This is a genomic window from Lapidilactobacillus mulanensis, assembly GCF_003946215.1.
GTDB classification, from domain to species: domain Bacteria; phylum Bacillota; class Bacilli; order Lactobacillales; family Lactobacillaceae; genus Lapidilactobacillus; species Lapidilactobacillus mulanensis.
The window spans coordinates 49,521-63,618 of record NZ_RHOW01000006.1; the positions used below are offsets into that span (position 1 = coordinate 49,521).

A 14,098-nucleotide genomic window follows, 5' to 3' on the forward strand; every position below is an offset into this window, starting at 1 on the left:
TATACCTAGGGTGATAACAGAACGTGGTTGATGTTTTACACGAACTTATAAAAATGAACAGGAAGGTGCCAAGATGTCTTTTTTGGATCAGGATTTTTTGTTAACAACTCAGCCAGCACGAGAATTATTTCATAATTATGCGGAGAAAATGCCGATTATTGATTTCCACTGTCATTTGAATCCGGAAGAAATTTATGATGATAAAAAATTTGCGAATATTACTAGTATTTGGCTGAATGAAGGCACATATGGAGATCACTATAAGTGGCGCTTAATGCGCGCGAATGGTGTCCCCGAAGAATTGATCACGGGCGACGGTGATGATTATGACAAGTTTGTCGCGTGGGCAGGAACAATTGAGAAGTCGGTCGGAAATCCATTGTATGAATGGACACACCTTGAATTGCGCCGCTTCTTTGGTATCGATGATCTATTAACGGTCAAGAATGCGCCGAAAATCTGGGAAAAGGCCAATCGATTATTACAAACGGATGATTTCGGTGCGCGCGAATTGATCCGCAACTCCAATGTAAAGGCAGTTTGTACGACCGATGATCCAGCCTCTGATCTACATTTTCATCAGCTATTAAAAAAAGATGAAGCAGAGAATGGCTTTAAAGTTTTGCCAGCGATGCGGCCAGATAAGGCGATTCATCTTGAAAACGATGAGTATGGCGACTATCTCAAACAACTCGCACAAATTTCCGGTGTGGCGATCCATTCGTTTAAAGATTTGGTTGCGGCATTACGCCAGCGATTTGAATTTTTCTCCAGTATGGGTGGTGCGCTCTCTGATCACTCACTAGAGACTTTTATCTTCGTCGAAGCCACTGATACCCAATTAGATGCAATCGTTGCCAAAGCAGCCCAAAACGAGCCTCTCAGTCAAAAAGAAATCAATCAGTACGTCACTGCGTTGATTGAAAACTTAATGAAGTTAAATACCGAATTTAATTGGACGATGCAATTCCATATTAATTCAGCACGCAACTTGAATCAGCAAATGTTTGCCAAAATTGGTGCGGATACAGGCTACGATGCGATGGGTTCACAACCAGATATTGTCGTTCAAATGCAGAAGCTATACATTAAGATGGCAAATGAAAATGCAATTCCGAAATCAATTTTCTATTCATTGAACCCGAATGATTGGCTCTCGTTAACAACGATGATGCAATCATTCCAAGGCAACGGCGTTCAACGCCTGCAATTAGGTGCCGCTTGGTGGTTCAACGATACTGCAGAAGGCATGACGCAACAATTAACAACCTTTGCTGAACAAAGTTTGTTGCCAAACTTTGTGGGAATGTTGACTGATTCGCGCAGCTTCTTGTCATATCCACGTCATGAATATTTCCGCCGCGTTTTGTGCGAATATTATGGTCAGTTGATCGTAAAAGGGCGCGTGCCTGACGACTTAGCGGTCATTGGCAAAATCGTTCAAGATATTAGCTATAATAATGCTTATAACTACTTTGGATTCTTTAAGTGAAAATTCAAATAAAAATCCCCGTGATCGAGTTGATCACGGGGATTTTTTAAATCTGATCATAAATTTCTTGGAGTGACTCAATAGCTGGCGTAATATCAGGTGCTTTGGTCGACTCTAGCGATGTGTACATCATCGGCTTATTCAGCTTAATGTATTTCAGGATCGGTCGATAGTCCATCAGACCTTGACCAACTGGGACTATTTTGAGCTGATGATTATCAATCATAAAGTCTTTTAAATGGATGGCGGCAATATCATCGACTAAATCTTCGATTGCATCTTCAATTAAACGATCGAGATCCATATAATTATCTGAATTGACTAAATTGGCAAAGTCCAAAATAATTTTAAGATTTGGTGAATCGATCTCTTTTAACAATCGTTTGGCGAGCGCGCTAGTATGAATAGGGTGATTCTGGCCAGGCTCAATGCCAATAGTCACGCCCAATTTTTCGGCTTTGTCGATCATCAGACTGACAGAATTTCTAACCGTTACATAAGCCGATTCGGTGAAATTAGCTTCAGTATATCCGTTACCAACACTACCAGTTTCAGTGCCAATAATTGCGGCGTCAAAGTCAGTGACCAACTCGCTATAATATTTAAACTTGTCGAGTTCATTCTGTCGCTTGTTTAAATCACTTGCTGATAAATTGATGTAGCAACCAAGAATCGAAATTTTGATGTGATGGTTACGTAAAGTCTGTCCGTAATAGTTAGCGAGCCCTTTACTGGGGACTTTGTTTTCAAAGACGTCTGGAAAACATTTTGTCGGTGCAAACTGAATATGGTGAAGTTCATATAAGTTTAATTGGTCGATCAGTGAATTTAAATCAGAAAATGCTAAATCGTGGGCACGAATGCCTAGATTAAGTGGGAGCATATGTGCGACCTCCTCTAGTTTAAATCATAAATTTAATTCAGCGCAGTTAGGAAATTAATCGATTTGTTACGGCGTTATGATAATTTGTAACGGTGCCGATAAGCACCAGGCGTGATGCCTTCATGCTTTTTAAAGAAGCGAATAAAGTTTTGCGAATTGTTGTAGCATAACTTGTTCGAAATATCTTTGACAGTCATACCAGTTTCAACCAGCCACTTCTTGGATATCTCGATCCGATAGTTTTGGAGGTAATCACTGAAGTTAGTGCCGAATTCTTTTTTGAAAACACTGCTGAGATAGTTGGCGTTGTAATGAAGTTCATCTGCGATGATATCTAAGGAAATATCCTCATCATAACGGGTGCGAACGATTTGAATAATTTGATCAGACAGAGATTGTAAATCATTATTATTACGATCAGAAGTACGGTTGACGATTGGATCAACAAGAGATGTATAAAGCATCTGGGTCAACTGATTCTGATTATCGATCGTTATAACGTTATAGTAAATATATCTGATATCATGTGACAACTCAAAATTTAGGCCGAGCAATTGTCCGAGCTGAATGATATCACCGACTAAGCGCAAAATACTTGTTTTTAAACTTAGAGGATTGGTATTCTCGACGAAAATCTCATGGACCACTTTTGGAAAGAGTTCTTCAATGGCAGCTTTGTCACCAGCACGAATGGCATCCATCATCTCTTGTTTACTTTGTGGATATTTAATAATGGCTGCTTGATTGAGACCAGCCGCGATTTCATCATAGAAAATAATGGATTCTTCGCCAAGATTGATGCGGAAATGCAAGGCTTCTTTAGCGTTATCAACGGAATTCTTGCTGTCTTTTAAATCAGTGTACAGATTCGAAATCCCCAGGCTGATCTTGATCTTTAAATATTTAAAGGCGGCCTGCTGAATCTGATTACAGTATTGCAGAACTTCTTTTTTCGGATTATCTGCTGCGGCAAAGAATAAAGTAGTTGCTTGTGTATCTTTGTTAACCAGAACTGGTTTGAATCGTTGTGGAGCAGGAATCAAAGTGGCCACAATGTTTTCGATTGCCATCAGCAAAATATCATTGGCATTGAAGGTGTGATTTCCATAATCATCAATTTGGATTAGGATCGTCACGAATTGTTTGCTAGTTATTTGCGTGTAGCCGAATTGTTTCAAACGTTTGGGGATCTCTTCTTCAGGCACATAATCACGATATAAATTGAGAATGAACAGGTTTTCTAATTCAGGTTTTTGGTAATCAATCGTCCGATTTAAGATCTCATTTTCGGAAACGATTTTATCGATACCACCTAATATTTGACCGATTTCTTCTTTAGTAGTTGCTGTCGTAGTCGCAGGAACGGCCAAATGATCACGAATTTCGCGGATAGGTTTTGTAGAATGATCGGCAATTAGATAGGCGACCGCATAAAGCATAACCAGCATGAGTAGGCTAATGATCATCAAGGCAATTGCCAAGGTGCTAACTTGAGCAACGACTTGACTGTGATCTAAGCGAGTAACATAGATCCAATTGTTATAACTTGACTGCGAATAGACGTAGACATTACCCGCCGTATCCTGGATCCGACCATTAGCATTATTTTGAAGATTGGTTTGCAATTTCTTTCGTAAACTAGCGTTGATCAAGTCTTTATTTTGAAAAAGGACGTGATCATCTGCGGAGATAATTCCCAAATAAGAAGCATTTTTATCGCTGATGATATTTTCGATAGTGGATTTTTTAATGTCTGCTGTTCCTAAAGCTTTTCGCTCACTTTCGAAAAATGGCAGTGAGACTAGCATTTGGATACCGTTATTATGAACACGCCAAAAAAGCTGCGCATTACTTTTAGTCATTAACTGCAACAGAGCTTTTTTTTTCGTCTTGGAAACTTGTTTGAGTGAACCATCAGTGATTTCCCAATTGCGTTTCAGGTTGACCAGACCATAATCGGTATTCTCAATGCCCATCACGCTAATATATGAAAGCTCCGTATTAACATCCTTCACATCGCGGTAGCTTGAGTGATCTAATGACTTGTTGATCACGCTTTGAAACGATTTAGTCGTACTATAAGTTGAAAAAGAGTATTCAATAGTGCGAATTTTTTGTTCCAGATTACTCTCTACTTGATCCAAATAATTTCGGCGGTTCTCGATGGACTTGCTCAGGATATTGTTATAGGTTGTCTGATAAACGTAGATACTAAAGCCACCAATAATAACAATGCCGAAAATTAGTATTGGAACAAGGATACTTAAAAAAAACGCGATTTATTTTTAATCATGATCTTACCCCAAATCACTTAAAATCAGAATCGATGTTGCAATATTGAAATTTATGATTAACGTGAGTAACACTTGTATCCAAAAGGCGGACACAAGTGTTACTCGGCGATGATATTAAATTTCAGCCCAAATTTGCAACTAAATACTGTCACACTTGCAGCTCCAGTATAAACCGTTTTCAATTCGAAAAACAAATCTTTTTAGAATTAAATGAGTTTAACCTTTGACTGATCCGATCATGGCACCTTTGACGAAATATTTTTGGATGAAGGGATAGACAGCTAGCATTGGCAGTGTTGCGATAATAATGACGGCCATTTTGACGGATTGTGCGGGTGGAATGACGTCCATTGCCGAAGCATCCGCGTCAATACCACTCGAAACGATAACGATTTGACGCAATAGGATTTGGACCGGCCATTTATTAGCACTTGTAATATAGAGGATCGCTGTTTGGTAATTATTCCAATAGGAAACGGCGTAAAATAATGAAATTGTCGCAATAGATGGTAGTGATAAAGGCAGGATAATTTTAAAGAAAACGCCCCAGTCGGTGCAACCATCCATTTTTGCCGATTCTTCAAGACTATCAGGAATACCCTGGAAGAAATTGCGCATGATGATCATGTTATAGGCGCTGACTGCGCTCGGTAAAATCAAGGACCATAACGAATCCATCAAGCCTAAACTTTGAACCAAGATGAAACTAGGAATCATCCCACCACTGAATAACATTGTAAAGACAACTAAGAAGTTGATCACTTTACGTCCATGAAGATATTTGCGTGACAACGCATATGCCATGAACGAAGTGAGGATCATACTTAAAGCTGTTCCGACAACGGTGACAAAAACTGAAACCCCAATACTTCTAAAAATCGTTGGTGTCGATAAAATATATCGATAGGCGTTTAATGTGAAGGTTGTTGGGATCAGAATAAATGGGTTCGTTGTTAATTCCGCCTGTGTTGCGAAAGAACTACTCAACACATTAAGAAAAGGTAATACACACATCAAGGTAAAAATTAACAAAAAAATCACAATAACGACGTGGAAAATCCGCTCTCCACGCGAAACTCTTACAATACGATTTGAATTCATGATCAATCCTCCAATTTCAGCTAAATACGCAGCAAGTCGCTGTAATCGCTAACATCGCTAATATAACATGGTTTTATGATAACGACTATAATCATCATTTCAGATGATTTATTTTTTAATAAAAGAGATTATCAAAGAATAACAGTTGACAGATAATCGTTATTTAATGAACAAAGTAAACAAATGATTATTTACATTACACTTACCGTTCGTTATAGTACAGGAGTATGGTCGGAGTCGATAAAAGCCAATAGAAAAGCGAGGGGTTCAAATTGCAAAATGTTGTATCAGTACATGAAGCGGATCAAACGGAACAGTTGCTATCAGCTAAACAACTCAAGAAAACCGCTAAACAAAAAAAGTGGCGTCAAATTAGAGGTAATCATGCGTTATATCTAATGTTGTTACCTGGGGTTCTCTATTTTATTATTTTTAAATATATTCCAATGGGCGGCTTGGTGATTGCATTTCAAGATTACCAACCATTTCTAGGAATCATGCATAGTCCTTTTGTTGGGGTTGAACATTTTGCCCGTTTGTTTGGAGAAGCTACTTTTTGGGAATTGATCAAGAATACCTTAGTCATTTTCGGACTGGATATTGCATTTGCGTTTCCATTTCCAATTTTGTTGGCACTCCTCTTAAACGAATTGCAGAGTGTTAAGTTCAAGAAGACGGTTCAGACAATTATTTACTTACCGCATTTTATGTCGTGGGTTATTGTTGTTTCCTTATTCTACGTTTTACTGACAACAGAAGGTGGCGTGATCAACAATATACTCGCTTCTATGGGGCACGCGAAAATATCGTTCTTAACGGATCCGCATTGGTTGCGGCCAATTTACGTTTTCCAAGAGATTTGGAAAGGATCAGGTTGGGGAACAATCATTTATTTGGCGGCAATCACGAATGTTGATACACAATTGTATGAAGCAGCTGACATGGATGGCGCTGGTAAAATTAAAAAAATGTGGCATATTACTTTGCCATGCATTCGCCCGACGATCATCACTTTATTTATTTTACAAATCGGTAAGGTCATGGATCTTGGCTTCGAGCATATGTTCTTGTTAATGAATTCGATGAACAAAAATGTTGCCCAGATTTTCGATACCTATGTTTATACGGCGGGTATCCAGAACGGCCAATTAAGCTATTCTACGGCCGTTGGATTATTCAAGGGTGTCGTCGGATTGATTCTCGTTATGATTGCTAACAAGCTTGCGCATTCCGTTGGTGAAGATGGCGTGTATTAACATCGATCACTGATTCAAACGTTGCAATATACAATAAAATTTAAAAGTAGATACGAATTAGAAATCAATGGTGGGTTGACAATGACGATTGAAAAGATAGCAAAATTAAACGGTTATATGATCGGTATTTTTAAAATTATATATCTAAATATTCTGTGGTTAGTTTTTTCGATTCTTGGTTTGGGAATTTTCGGAATTGGACCTGCTTTTTATGCCCTTAATAAATATTTAGATCAATGGTTAAGATTAAAACGCGAAATTCCGATTACGAAGAATTTCTGTCATTACTTTTTTGAACGATTCTGGCAATCAGTGGCGATCAGCGCTATCTATGCTGGATTATTCCTGATCGTGATCGTTAATTTATTCTATTTGAAGAATAGTTATTTACGTATTGTTAACCTCATCTTTTTATTTTTTGTTTTAATTGCATGTACACATGTCTATAAGGTCATGGTTTCTACTAATTTTAATAAGGTCTATGAAGTTATCAGAGGCGCCTTTTTACTAGGTTTTGGATATCTATTTCAAACAGTTATTGCCTGGCTAGTGGTTATTGGTGTTTATCTGCTGATTTCTAAATTCGTACCTGTGCTTTTAGCCATCTTTGGAATGGGGTTTGTCGTTTTTATCCTCAGTTTAGATGGCAATCTGATTATCAAGAACTTATATCATAAGCAACTTGTTTAAGCTGTGGCAAAAAAATTTGTACAAATAATTATGTCGTCGATCAATGACGTCATTAAAGGAGTCGAAGATGAATAAACCTATCGGAGAAATCACGTTAAATACTTTGTTTGATCGTTATCCATTATTGCCAGAATTACCGCAATATAATGGTAAATGGTCTTACGATATTGGGGTTGTTTTACAAGGCGTTAAATTGGCTTATCAGCAAACAAATGACCGTCAATATTTAGATTATATTAAGGCAACCATGGCATTGTATATACAAGCAGATGGATCGATCCGTAATTATGAGTACGAACATTTCAATTTAGATTCGATCAACAATGGGAAGTCAGCGTTATTTTTATTTGAGCAGACGGGTGATCAGAAATATAAGCTAGCCTGTGATCAACTTTACCAGCAATTACAAAATATGCCCCGGACGACTGATGGCGGATTCTGGCATAAGCAAATTTATCCGCAACAAATGTGGCTAGACGGATTGTATATGGCCGAGCCGTTTTATGCAGAATATATTTTAAAGTTCCGACCAAGAAGCGAGATGGCGGATGTTGTTCAGCAGTTTACGTTGGCATATCAACACACGCTTGATGAAAAAACCGGTCTACTATATCACGCTTGGAATGAAGATCGTCAGCAGCCTTGGGCGGATCCTAAAACGGGCCACTCACCTCATTTCTGGGGTCGTGCGATCGGCTGGTATTTGATGGGGTTGGTGGATACTTACGAAATTATTCGCGCTGAATTTCCAAAAGAGGCTCAGCAATTACAGGCTATTTTTCTTAAAACTATGGTGCCTTTACGTAGTTACCGAAGCGGTATTTATCGTGCTTGGTATCAAGTTGTCGATGCTGGTGAACGCCATGGAAATTATTTAGAGGCTTCAGCATCAGCAATGATCGTTTACGCGATGGAAAAAGCGGCGCGTTTATCGATATTGACGCCGGATTGGCAGGTATTTATCAAGGATTCTTATCAAGGGCTGCTGGATAATTTTGTTTTCTATACAAAAGAAGGTTGGTTGAATTTAGTTCGCAATTGCCAAGTTGCTGGGTTAGGCGGTGCGGATCAACGTGATGGGTCATTTGTTTATTACATTAGCGAACCGATCATAACGAATGACTTCAAGGGTTACGGGGCGTTTTTGTTGGCAGCGTTAGAAGCGGATCCGCTTGTCAGTCGAATTTAATTCAAAAAATGATCAAAGCTCAAATGAGGAGGTAATTAAAAGTGGAAATTGTGATTACGGAGTTAGATGCGCAATCAAATCCTGGATTGGTGACTCAAGAAATTCAACAAGGAATCGATCAACTCGCGTCTCTTGGCGGCGGTCGATTGGTTATTCCTACTGGTCATTTTATGACGGGTGCAATTGAATTGAAAAGCAACGTTGAACTTCATTTGGAGTCTGGTGCAGTGTTAACCTTTTCTGATAACCAAGCTGATTATCCGGTTGTGTCGTCTCGCTGGGAAGGTGTGGAGCGACAAGTTTATCAACCGTGTATTTATGCGCATGATGCGGTTAATATTTCCATCACAGGTTTTGGTAAGTTAGATGGAAATGGTCAGAACTGGTGGCATGTTTTCCGCGAGGATCGTGAAAAGCTTGTCCATCCACGTCCACAGTTTGTCGGTTTCGATAATTGTGATCGGGTGGTGTTGCGAGATTTCCAAATTGAGAATTCGCCAAGCTGGACAATTCATCCAGTTAATTGCCAGAATGTGACGATCGATAATTTAAGTATTAAAAATCCGGCTGATTCACCAAACACGGATGGAATTGATCCTGAATCCTGTCGCAATGTGCGGATCGCCAATTGTCAGATCGATGTTGGCGATGATTGTATTGCTATTAAAGCTGGCACGGAAGAGAATCCAGAACGAATCGCCTGCGAAAATATTACGATTACTAATTGCACGCTACTTCATGGTCATGGTGGTGTGGTGCTCGGCAGTGAAATGAGTGGTGGTATTAAGAATGTGACGATTAGTAATTGCGTGTTCAAACAAACGGATCGTGGAATTCGCTTAAAGTCACGTCGTGGCCGCGGCGGATTAGTTGAGAGTTTAACGGTCAACAACATCATTATGGATGGTACAATTTGTCCATTTGTTCTTAATCTATATTACTTCTGCGGACCTAAAGGCAAGGAAGATTATGTTTCGGATAAAACACCATATCCCGTCGATCGACGCACACCTGAATTCAAACAGATCCATTTCAGCAATATTATTGCTAAAAATGTCAGTTCCGCAGCTGGGTATGTTTATGGCCTACCTGAGAAAGTTGTTAGCGATGTTCAGTTCAGTAATATTCAAGTTGAGATGGTCGGCCAAAATGCGGTTGCGGATAAACCGGCGATGATGGCTGGAATTGAACCGATGACTAATCGTGGATTTACCTTGATCAATGCAGATGGTGTTACTTTTGACAATTTCCAAATCAAAAACTTTCAGGGTCCCGCCTTCAATATACAGGCTGCAAAACATGTGCAATTGATCAATGGTACGACGTCACTACAGAATGAGGCTGAGTAAGGTGGCTGATAGAGCAGATCTGATCGCATTGTTAGGAACCGATGCCAAGATAGAACAGCCAAGTGGCGAGATTTTATTCAAGCAAGAATTTTCAGGCTACAACTTAGAAACGCTTAGTCTGCAGCTGAACACGCTGGAAGAAGTACCTGCCTATTTTGCCTACCCAACAACTGGTGAAGGCCCATATCCATTGGTGATCTTCAACCATTCTCACGGGGGAAATTTTACCTTGGGAAAGTCGGAACTCGTTAAAGGTAATTCATATTTGCAGCAACCAACGTTTATGGAAGTTCTCATCAAGATGGGGTATGCGGTTGGTTGTATCGATATGTGGGGTTTTGGTGAACGTCAAGGGAAAAAAGAAAGTGAACTCGTTAAAGAATTCTTGCTAACGGGCCGGACATTATGGGGAATGCGGATTTTTGACGATCAGCAATTCATCACTTATTTAAGCGGTCGAACGGAAATAGATGCGACTCGGATCGCAACTATTGGCATGTCGATGGGTGGGATGATGAGTTGGTGGTTAGCGGCACTCGATCCACGAGTGAAGCTCACGGTTGATATTGCCGGACAGGTTGAGCTTGAAACATTAATAACAATGCGCGGACTAGATCATCACGGCTTTTATTATTATGTACCAGGTTTGCTAACCCACTTTAGCACCTTAGCGATTCAAGAAATGATTGTGCCAAGATATCGTCTCAGTCTAGTTGGTAAGACCGATAACATGTGCCCAATCGCGGGCGTTGACTTGTTGGATAAGAAGCTACAGAAAAGCTATGGTCAGGCTGCCATGGCCGATCATTGGCAGAGTGCAGCAATGACTGGTGGTCATCAAGAAACGGGTGAGATGCGACGGACATGGATAAACTTTCTTCAGAAGAATCTGTAATATTCACGGTGGATGCCAAAGGACGTGCACCATTTGCGACGGTACAAGCTGCAATCGATTTTGCTGATCAATTTCACGAACGACTCGTTAAGATTTATATACTAGCAGGTTGTTATCATGAAAAGGTGCGCCTGTATCAGAATCATATTCAGCTAATTGGTGTTGGTGATGTTGAAATCACGAATGATTTGTTTGCGAGTCAGAAGGCTAGTGATGGCACAGAACTCGGTACTTTTCGGACATCGACTCTTTTCATCAATGGGCAAGATATGCTACTTAAAAATCTAACCATTAGCAACAGTGCAGGTACACATGGTCACGAAGTTGGTCAAGCAATCGCTGTTTATTGCGAAGGAACTAACATCAACTTTATGAATTGTCGATTACGTGGGCATCAGGACACTTTATGCTTAGGACCATTGCCATCCCTGCAGAAAAATGGAACCGCTTTTGTGACGGAAGACATGCAAGATGACTTCTCTGTACAAAAATATGGGTTTTATGATTGTACGATTGAGGGAACGGTTGATTTTATTTTTGGTGGTGGTCAAGCAACATTTAGCAATTGTCAGTTGATCGCTTTGCCTCGAGAAAATCTAGGCGAGGTTGATTATTTAACGGCCGCCAGTTCAAACGAATTGAGCGCAGGTTTTACTTTTTCATATTGTGCTGTGAAAGCCATCGGAAATCAAACTTATTATTTGGGTCGGCCTTGGCGTTCGCAAGCAAAGACAAATTTCAATCGTTGTTTATTCGACAAGAATTTACACGCAGATGGGTGGAATGATTGGCAGAGATCTGCTGATCAACAGACGGTCAGCTACACCGAACACAATTGTTATTATGAGACAAAAGAAATTCATCGTGCAGATTGGATCGACTTCAATCGAATGGAGGGTAAATAGATGAATCGTCGGTTGGAAATGATCATCGGCTATATTGGGGCCGCTATTGTGTTGATATTTTTAGGCGGGTTTACCGTTTCAATGAACAGTTTAACTGTGAAGCAGTATCAACGAATCGTTTATCCGATTTTCAAAAATTATCTTGCGGGAACGACGCCAAAGAGTGGTCTCCAATTATTCCAAACGTTAGGGACGTGGTTTGGTGTGACGGTTGTGATCGTACTCGCATTAGTTGCATTTACTAATTTGTTATTGCGATCAAATAAAAATAAATATTTAACCGGCGGGTTGTATTTTTTGATCGGCGTTATAACGCTTCTTGGTTCACAATTGCTTGCTTATCCGATTGCATTTATATTCTTTGTTAATGCTGCACTATGTATCTTTAGGAAAGGAGCTCAGCTAGATGCCACAAGTGAAAATTCATAATCCGATTCTACCAGGATTTAATCCTGATCCTAATATTTTACGTGTTGACAAGGATTATTATATTGCTGTTTCGTCGTTTGAATGGATGCCAGGAATTCGGGTTTATCATTCTCAAGATTTGGTGAACTGGGAATTTGCAACCGATATTTTGACAACACAGGTCGACTTGCGGGGTAATCCGCAAAACGCCAGTATTTGGGCACCACAGATCTCTTATGCGCAAGGAATTTATTACTGTATTTATACGGATGTTAAAAATGCACACGGTCCTTTCAAAGATTGTCATAATTATTTAACTACTGCTCCAGCAATTACCGGGCCTTGGAGTGAGCCGATATATTTGAATAGTAGCGGATTTGATCCCTCGTTATTTCACGATGTTGATGGGAAAATGTGGGTGTTGAATGAGATTTGGGATTACCGTTATTCGACTTCAAATAAATCAGCCGGTATCGTCATGCAGGAATTTGATCTTGCTCACAAGAAACTGATCGGTAAAGTGCACAAAATATTCAATGGCACTGAATTAGCAAAGACAGAAGCACCACAGTTATATCGCCATAACGGCTATTATTTTTTGTTGACTGCAGAAGGTGGCACGGGCAAAGGACACGCTGTAACGGTGTGTCGCTCAAAAAATATTACGGGTCCATATGGGCTTGCGCCTAACTCACCAATTTTAACTGCCCGGGATAAACCGGAATCAGAATTGCAATGCACCGGACATGCGAGCATCGTCGAAGGTGTAGCGGGGCATTGGTACATGGTGTATTTGACCAGTCGCTTGTTAGAAAGTGAGTATCATTTGCTGGGGCGCGAAACTGCCATTCAAGAAGTTCAATGGACAGATAATGATTGGTTGGCAACAAGTGCAGTAGGAAATGGTCCCGAGTTGACACCGATCATTGAGACGACTGTACCCATTCAACAAATCCAGCACTTAAATTTCCATGATCAGTTTGATCGATCAACTTTAAAGCTAGAATGGAATTCACTTCGAATCTTACCAGAGGATTCCTGGATACAGATTCATAACGGTCCGAATTTTTTGCGGATCTATGCCGGCGAATCACCAGCGACTACTTTTGAACATCATTTATTGGCAATTCGCCAAAATAGTTTTTATTTTCAAGCAGAAACTGAGATTTCATTTGATCCACAGACATTTAATCAAATGGCGGGATTGTTATTATTTCTGAATAACGAAAGATTTCTCTATTTATATATTACGCACGATGAACAGCAGGGTAAAGTTCTGAAGTTGATGAAATCAGTACCGGATAACTTTGAACTTTTCTCAACAACCATTCCCCTTTCCGATGAGACCGTGAAATTGCGGATCGACGGAAGAGGACTTCAAGGAGCTGCTTACTATCAAACAGCAGTAAATCCAAACTGGCAACTTGTTGCTGATCAGATCGATCTACGATTTCTGTCGGCTGGATTTACGGGGAACTTTGTTGGGATCGGCGTGCACGACATGGATCAAAAAGAAGGCTGCTTTGCTGACTTTTCAGAATTTCGATATACAGTGTCTTCCAAGAAGTGATTAGATAATGATTATAAAGTGGACTAGTGAGCATTATCAATCGTTATAACCACACAGAGTAAAATT

The 14,098-nt window shown here is 39.9% G+C and carries 12 protein-coding genes; 9 read left to right on the top strand and 3 right to left on the bottom strand.

The genetic code is table 11. The features are described from left to right. Positions 1–73: 73 nt before the first annotated feature. Positions 74–1,492 carry a glucuronate isomerase gene (gene uxaC / locus EKM67_RS02550; protein ID WP_125576983.1) on the top strand — a complete coding sequence of 473 codons (1,419 nt, stop codon included), beginning with the start codon at positions 74–76 and terminating at the stop codon, positions 1,490–1,492. A 46-nt stretch (positions 1,493–1,538) separates the two neighbouring features. Here the strand turns inward: uxaC and EKM67_RS02555 are convergent, their stop codons facing one another. The 3 genes from EKM67_RS02555 to EKM67_RS02565 all read right to left on the bottom strand — a co-directional run bounded on the left by EKM67_RS02555 (position 1,539) and on the right by EKM67_RS02565 (position 5,770). Beyond that, positions 1,539–2,375, bottom strand: coding sequence for a sugar phosphate isomerase/epimerase family protein (locus EKM67_RS02555; RefSeq protein ID WP_125576985.1), 837 nt, complete (start codon positions 2,373–2,375; stop codon positions 1,539–1,541). A gap of 74 nt (positions 2,376–2,449) precedes the next feature. Then, positions 2,450–4,519: a helix-turn-helix transcriptional regulator gene (locus EKM67_RS02560; RefSeq protein ID WP_125576987.1), complete on the bottom strand. Its 2,070-nt coding sequence runs from the start codon at positions 4,517–4,519 to the stop codon at positions 2,450–2,452. Between the two features lie 366 nt (positions 4,520–4,885). Continuing rightward, positions 4,886–5,770, bottom strand: coding sequence for a carbohydrate ABC transporter permease (locus EKM67_RS02565; protein WP_125576989.1), 885 nt, complete (start codon positions 5,768–5,770; stop codon positions 4,886–4,888). A 317-nt stretch (positions 5,771–6,087) separates the two neighbouring features. On the opposite strand from EKM67_RS02565, the gene EKM67_RS02570 reads away from it, so the two are divergent. The 8 genes from EKM67_RS02570 to EKM67_RS02605 all read left to right on the top strand — a co-directional run bounded on the left by EKM67_RS02570 (position 6,088) and on the right by EKM67_RS02605 (position 14,032). Further along, complete coding sequence (locus tag EKM67_RS02570; protein WP_225417286.1) at positions 6,088–7,026, top strand: ABC transporter permease; 939 nt, start codon at positions 6,088–6,090, stop codon at positions 7,024–7,026. 81 nt (positions 7,027–7,107) lie between these two features. Continuing rightward, positions 7,108–7,716: a YesL family protein gene (locus tag EKM67_RS02575; protein WP_125576991.1), complete on the top strand. Its 609-nt coding sequence runs from the start codon at positions 7,108–7,110 to the stop codon at positions 7,714–7,716. Positions 7,717–7,783: 67 nt separating this feature from the next. After that, positions 7,784–8,905, top strand: a complete 1,122-nt coding sequence (locus tag EKM67_RS02580; protein ID WP_125576993.1) for a glycoside hydrolase family 88/105 protein — start codon at positions 7,784–7,786, stop codon at positions 8,903–8,905. Between the two features lie 41 nt (positions 8,906–8,946). Further along, complete coding sequence (locus tag EKM67_RS02585) at positions 8,947–10,254, top strand: glycoside hydrolase family 28 protein (RefSeq protein ID WP_125576995.1); 1,308 nt, start codon at positions 8,947–8,949, stop codon at positions 10,252–10,254. Beyond that, the gene (locus tag EKM67_RS02590) at positions 10,241–11,149 is read left to right on the top strand and encodes a dienelactone hydrolase family protein (protein WP_125576997.1); all 909 of its coding nucleotides are present in this window, start codon (positions 10,241–10,243) and stop codon (positions 11,147–11,149) included. Before EKM67_RS02585 ends, EKM67_RS02590 begins: the two co-directional genes overlap by 14 nt. After that, positions 11,119–12,054, top strand: coding sequence for a pectinesterase family protein (locus EKM67_RS02595; protein WP_125576999.1), 936 nt, complete (start codon positions 11,119–11,121; stop codon positions 12,052–12,054). Before EKM67_RS02590 ends, EKM67_RS02595 begins: the two co-directional genes overlap by 31 nt. After that, on the top strand, positions 12,055–12,483 hold the full coding sequence (locus tag EKM67_RS02600) for a DUF4064 domain-containing protein (protein ID WP_125577001.1): 429 nt from the start codon (positions 12,055–12,057) through the stop codon (positions 12,481–12,483). Next, a complete protein-coding gene (locus EKM67_RS02605) occupies positions 12,461–14,032 on the top strand; it encodes a glycoside hydrolase family 43 protein (protein WP_125577003.1) in 1,572 nt (523 codons plus the stop codon). Before EKM67_RS02600 ends, EKM67_RS02605 begins: the two co-directional genes overlap by 23 nt. Positions 14,033–14,098: the final 66 nt, after the last annotated feature.

Coding starts and splice junctions, on each gene's coding strand:
- EKM67_RS02565 (WP_125576989.1), bottom strand. CDS start 5,770: ATGAATTCAAATCGTATTGTAAGAGTTTCGCGTGGAGAGCGGATTTTC.
- EKM67_RS02575 (WP_125576991.1), top strand. CDS start 7,108: ATGACGATTGAAAAGATAGCAAAATTAAACGGTTATATGATCGGTATT.
- EKM67_RS02580 (WP_125576993.1), top strand. CDS start 7,784: ATGAATAAACCTATCGGAGAAATCACGTTAAATACTTTGTTTGATCGT.
- uxaC (WP_125576983.1), top strand. CDS start 74: ATGTCTTTTTTGGATCAGGATTTTTTGTTAACAACTCAGCCAGCACGA.
- EKM67_RS02600 (WP_125577001.1), top strand. CDS start 12,055: ATGAATCGTCGGTTGGAAATGATCATCGGCTATATTGGGGCCGCTATT.
- EKM67_RS02555 (WP_125576985.1), bottom strand. CDS start 2,375: ATGCTCCCACTTAATCTAGGCATTCGTGCCCACGATTTAGCATTTTCT.
- EKM67_RS02595 (WP_125576999.1), top strand. CDS start 11,119: ATGGATAAACTTTCTTCAGAAGAATCTGTAATATTCACGGTGGATGCC.
- EKM67_RS02605 (WP_125577003.1), top strand. CDS start 12,461: ATGCCACAAGTGAAAATTCATAATCCGATTCTACCAGGATTTAATCCT.
- EKM67_RS02590 (WP_125576997.1), top strand. CDS start 10,241: ATGAGGCTGAGTAAGGTGGCTGATAGAGCAGATCTGATCGCATTGTTA.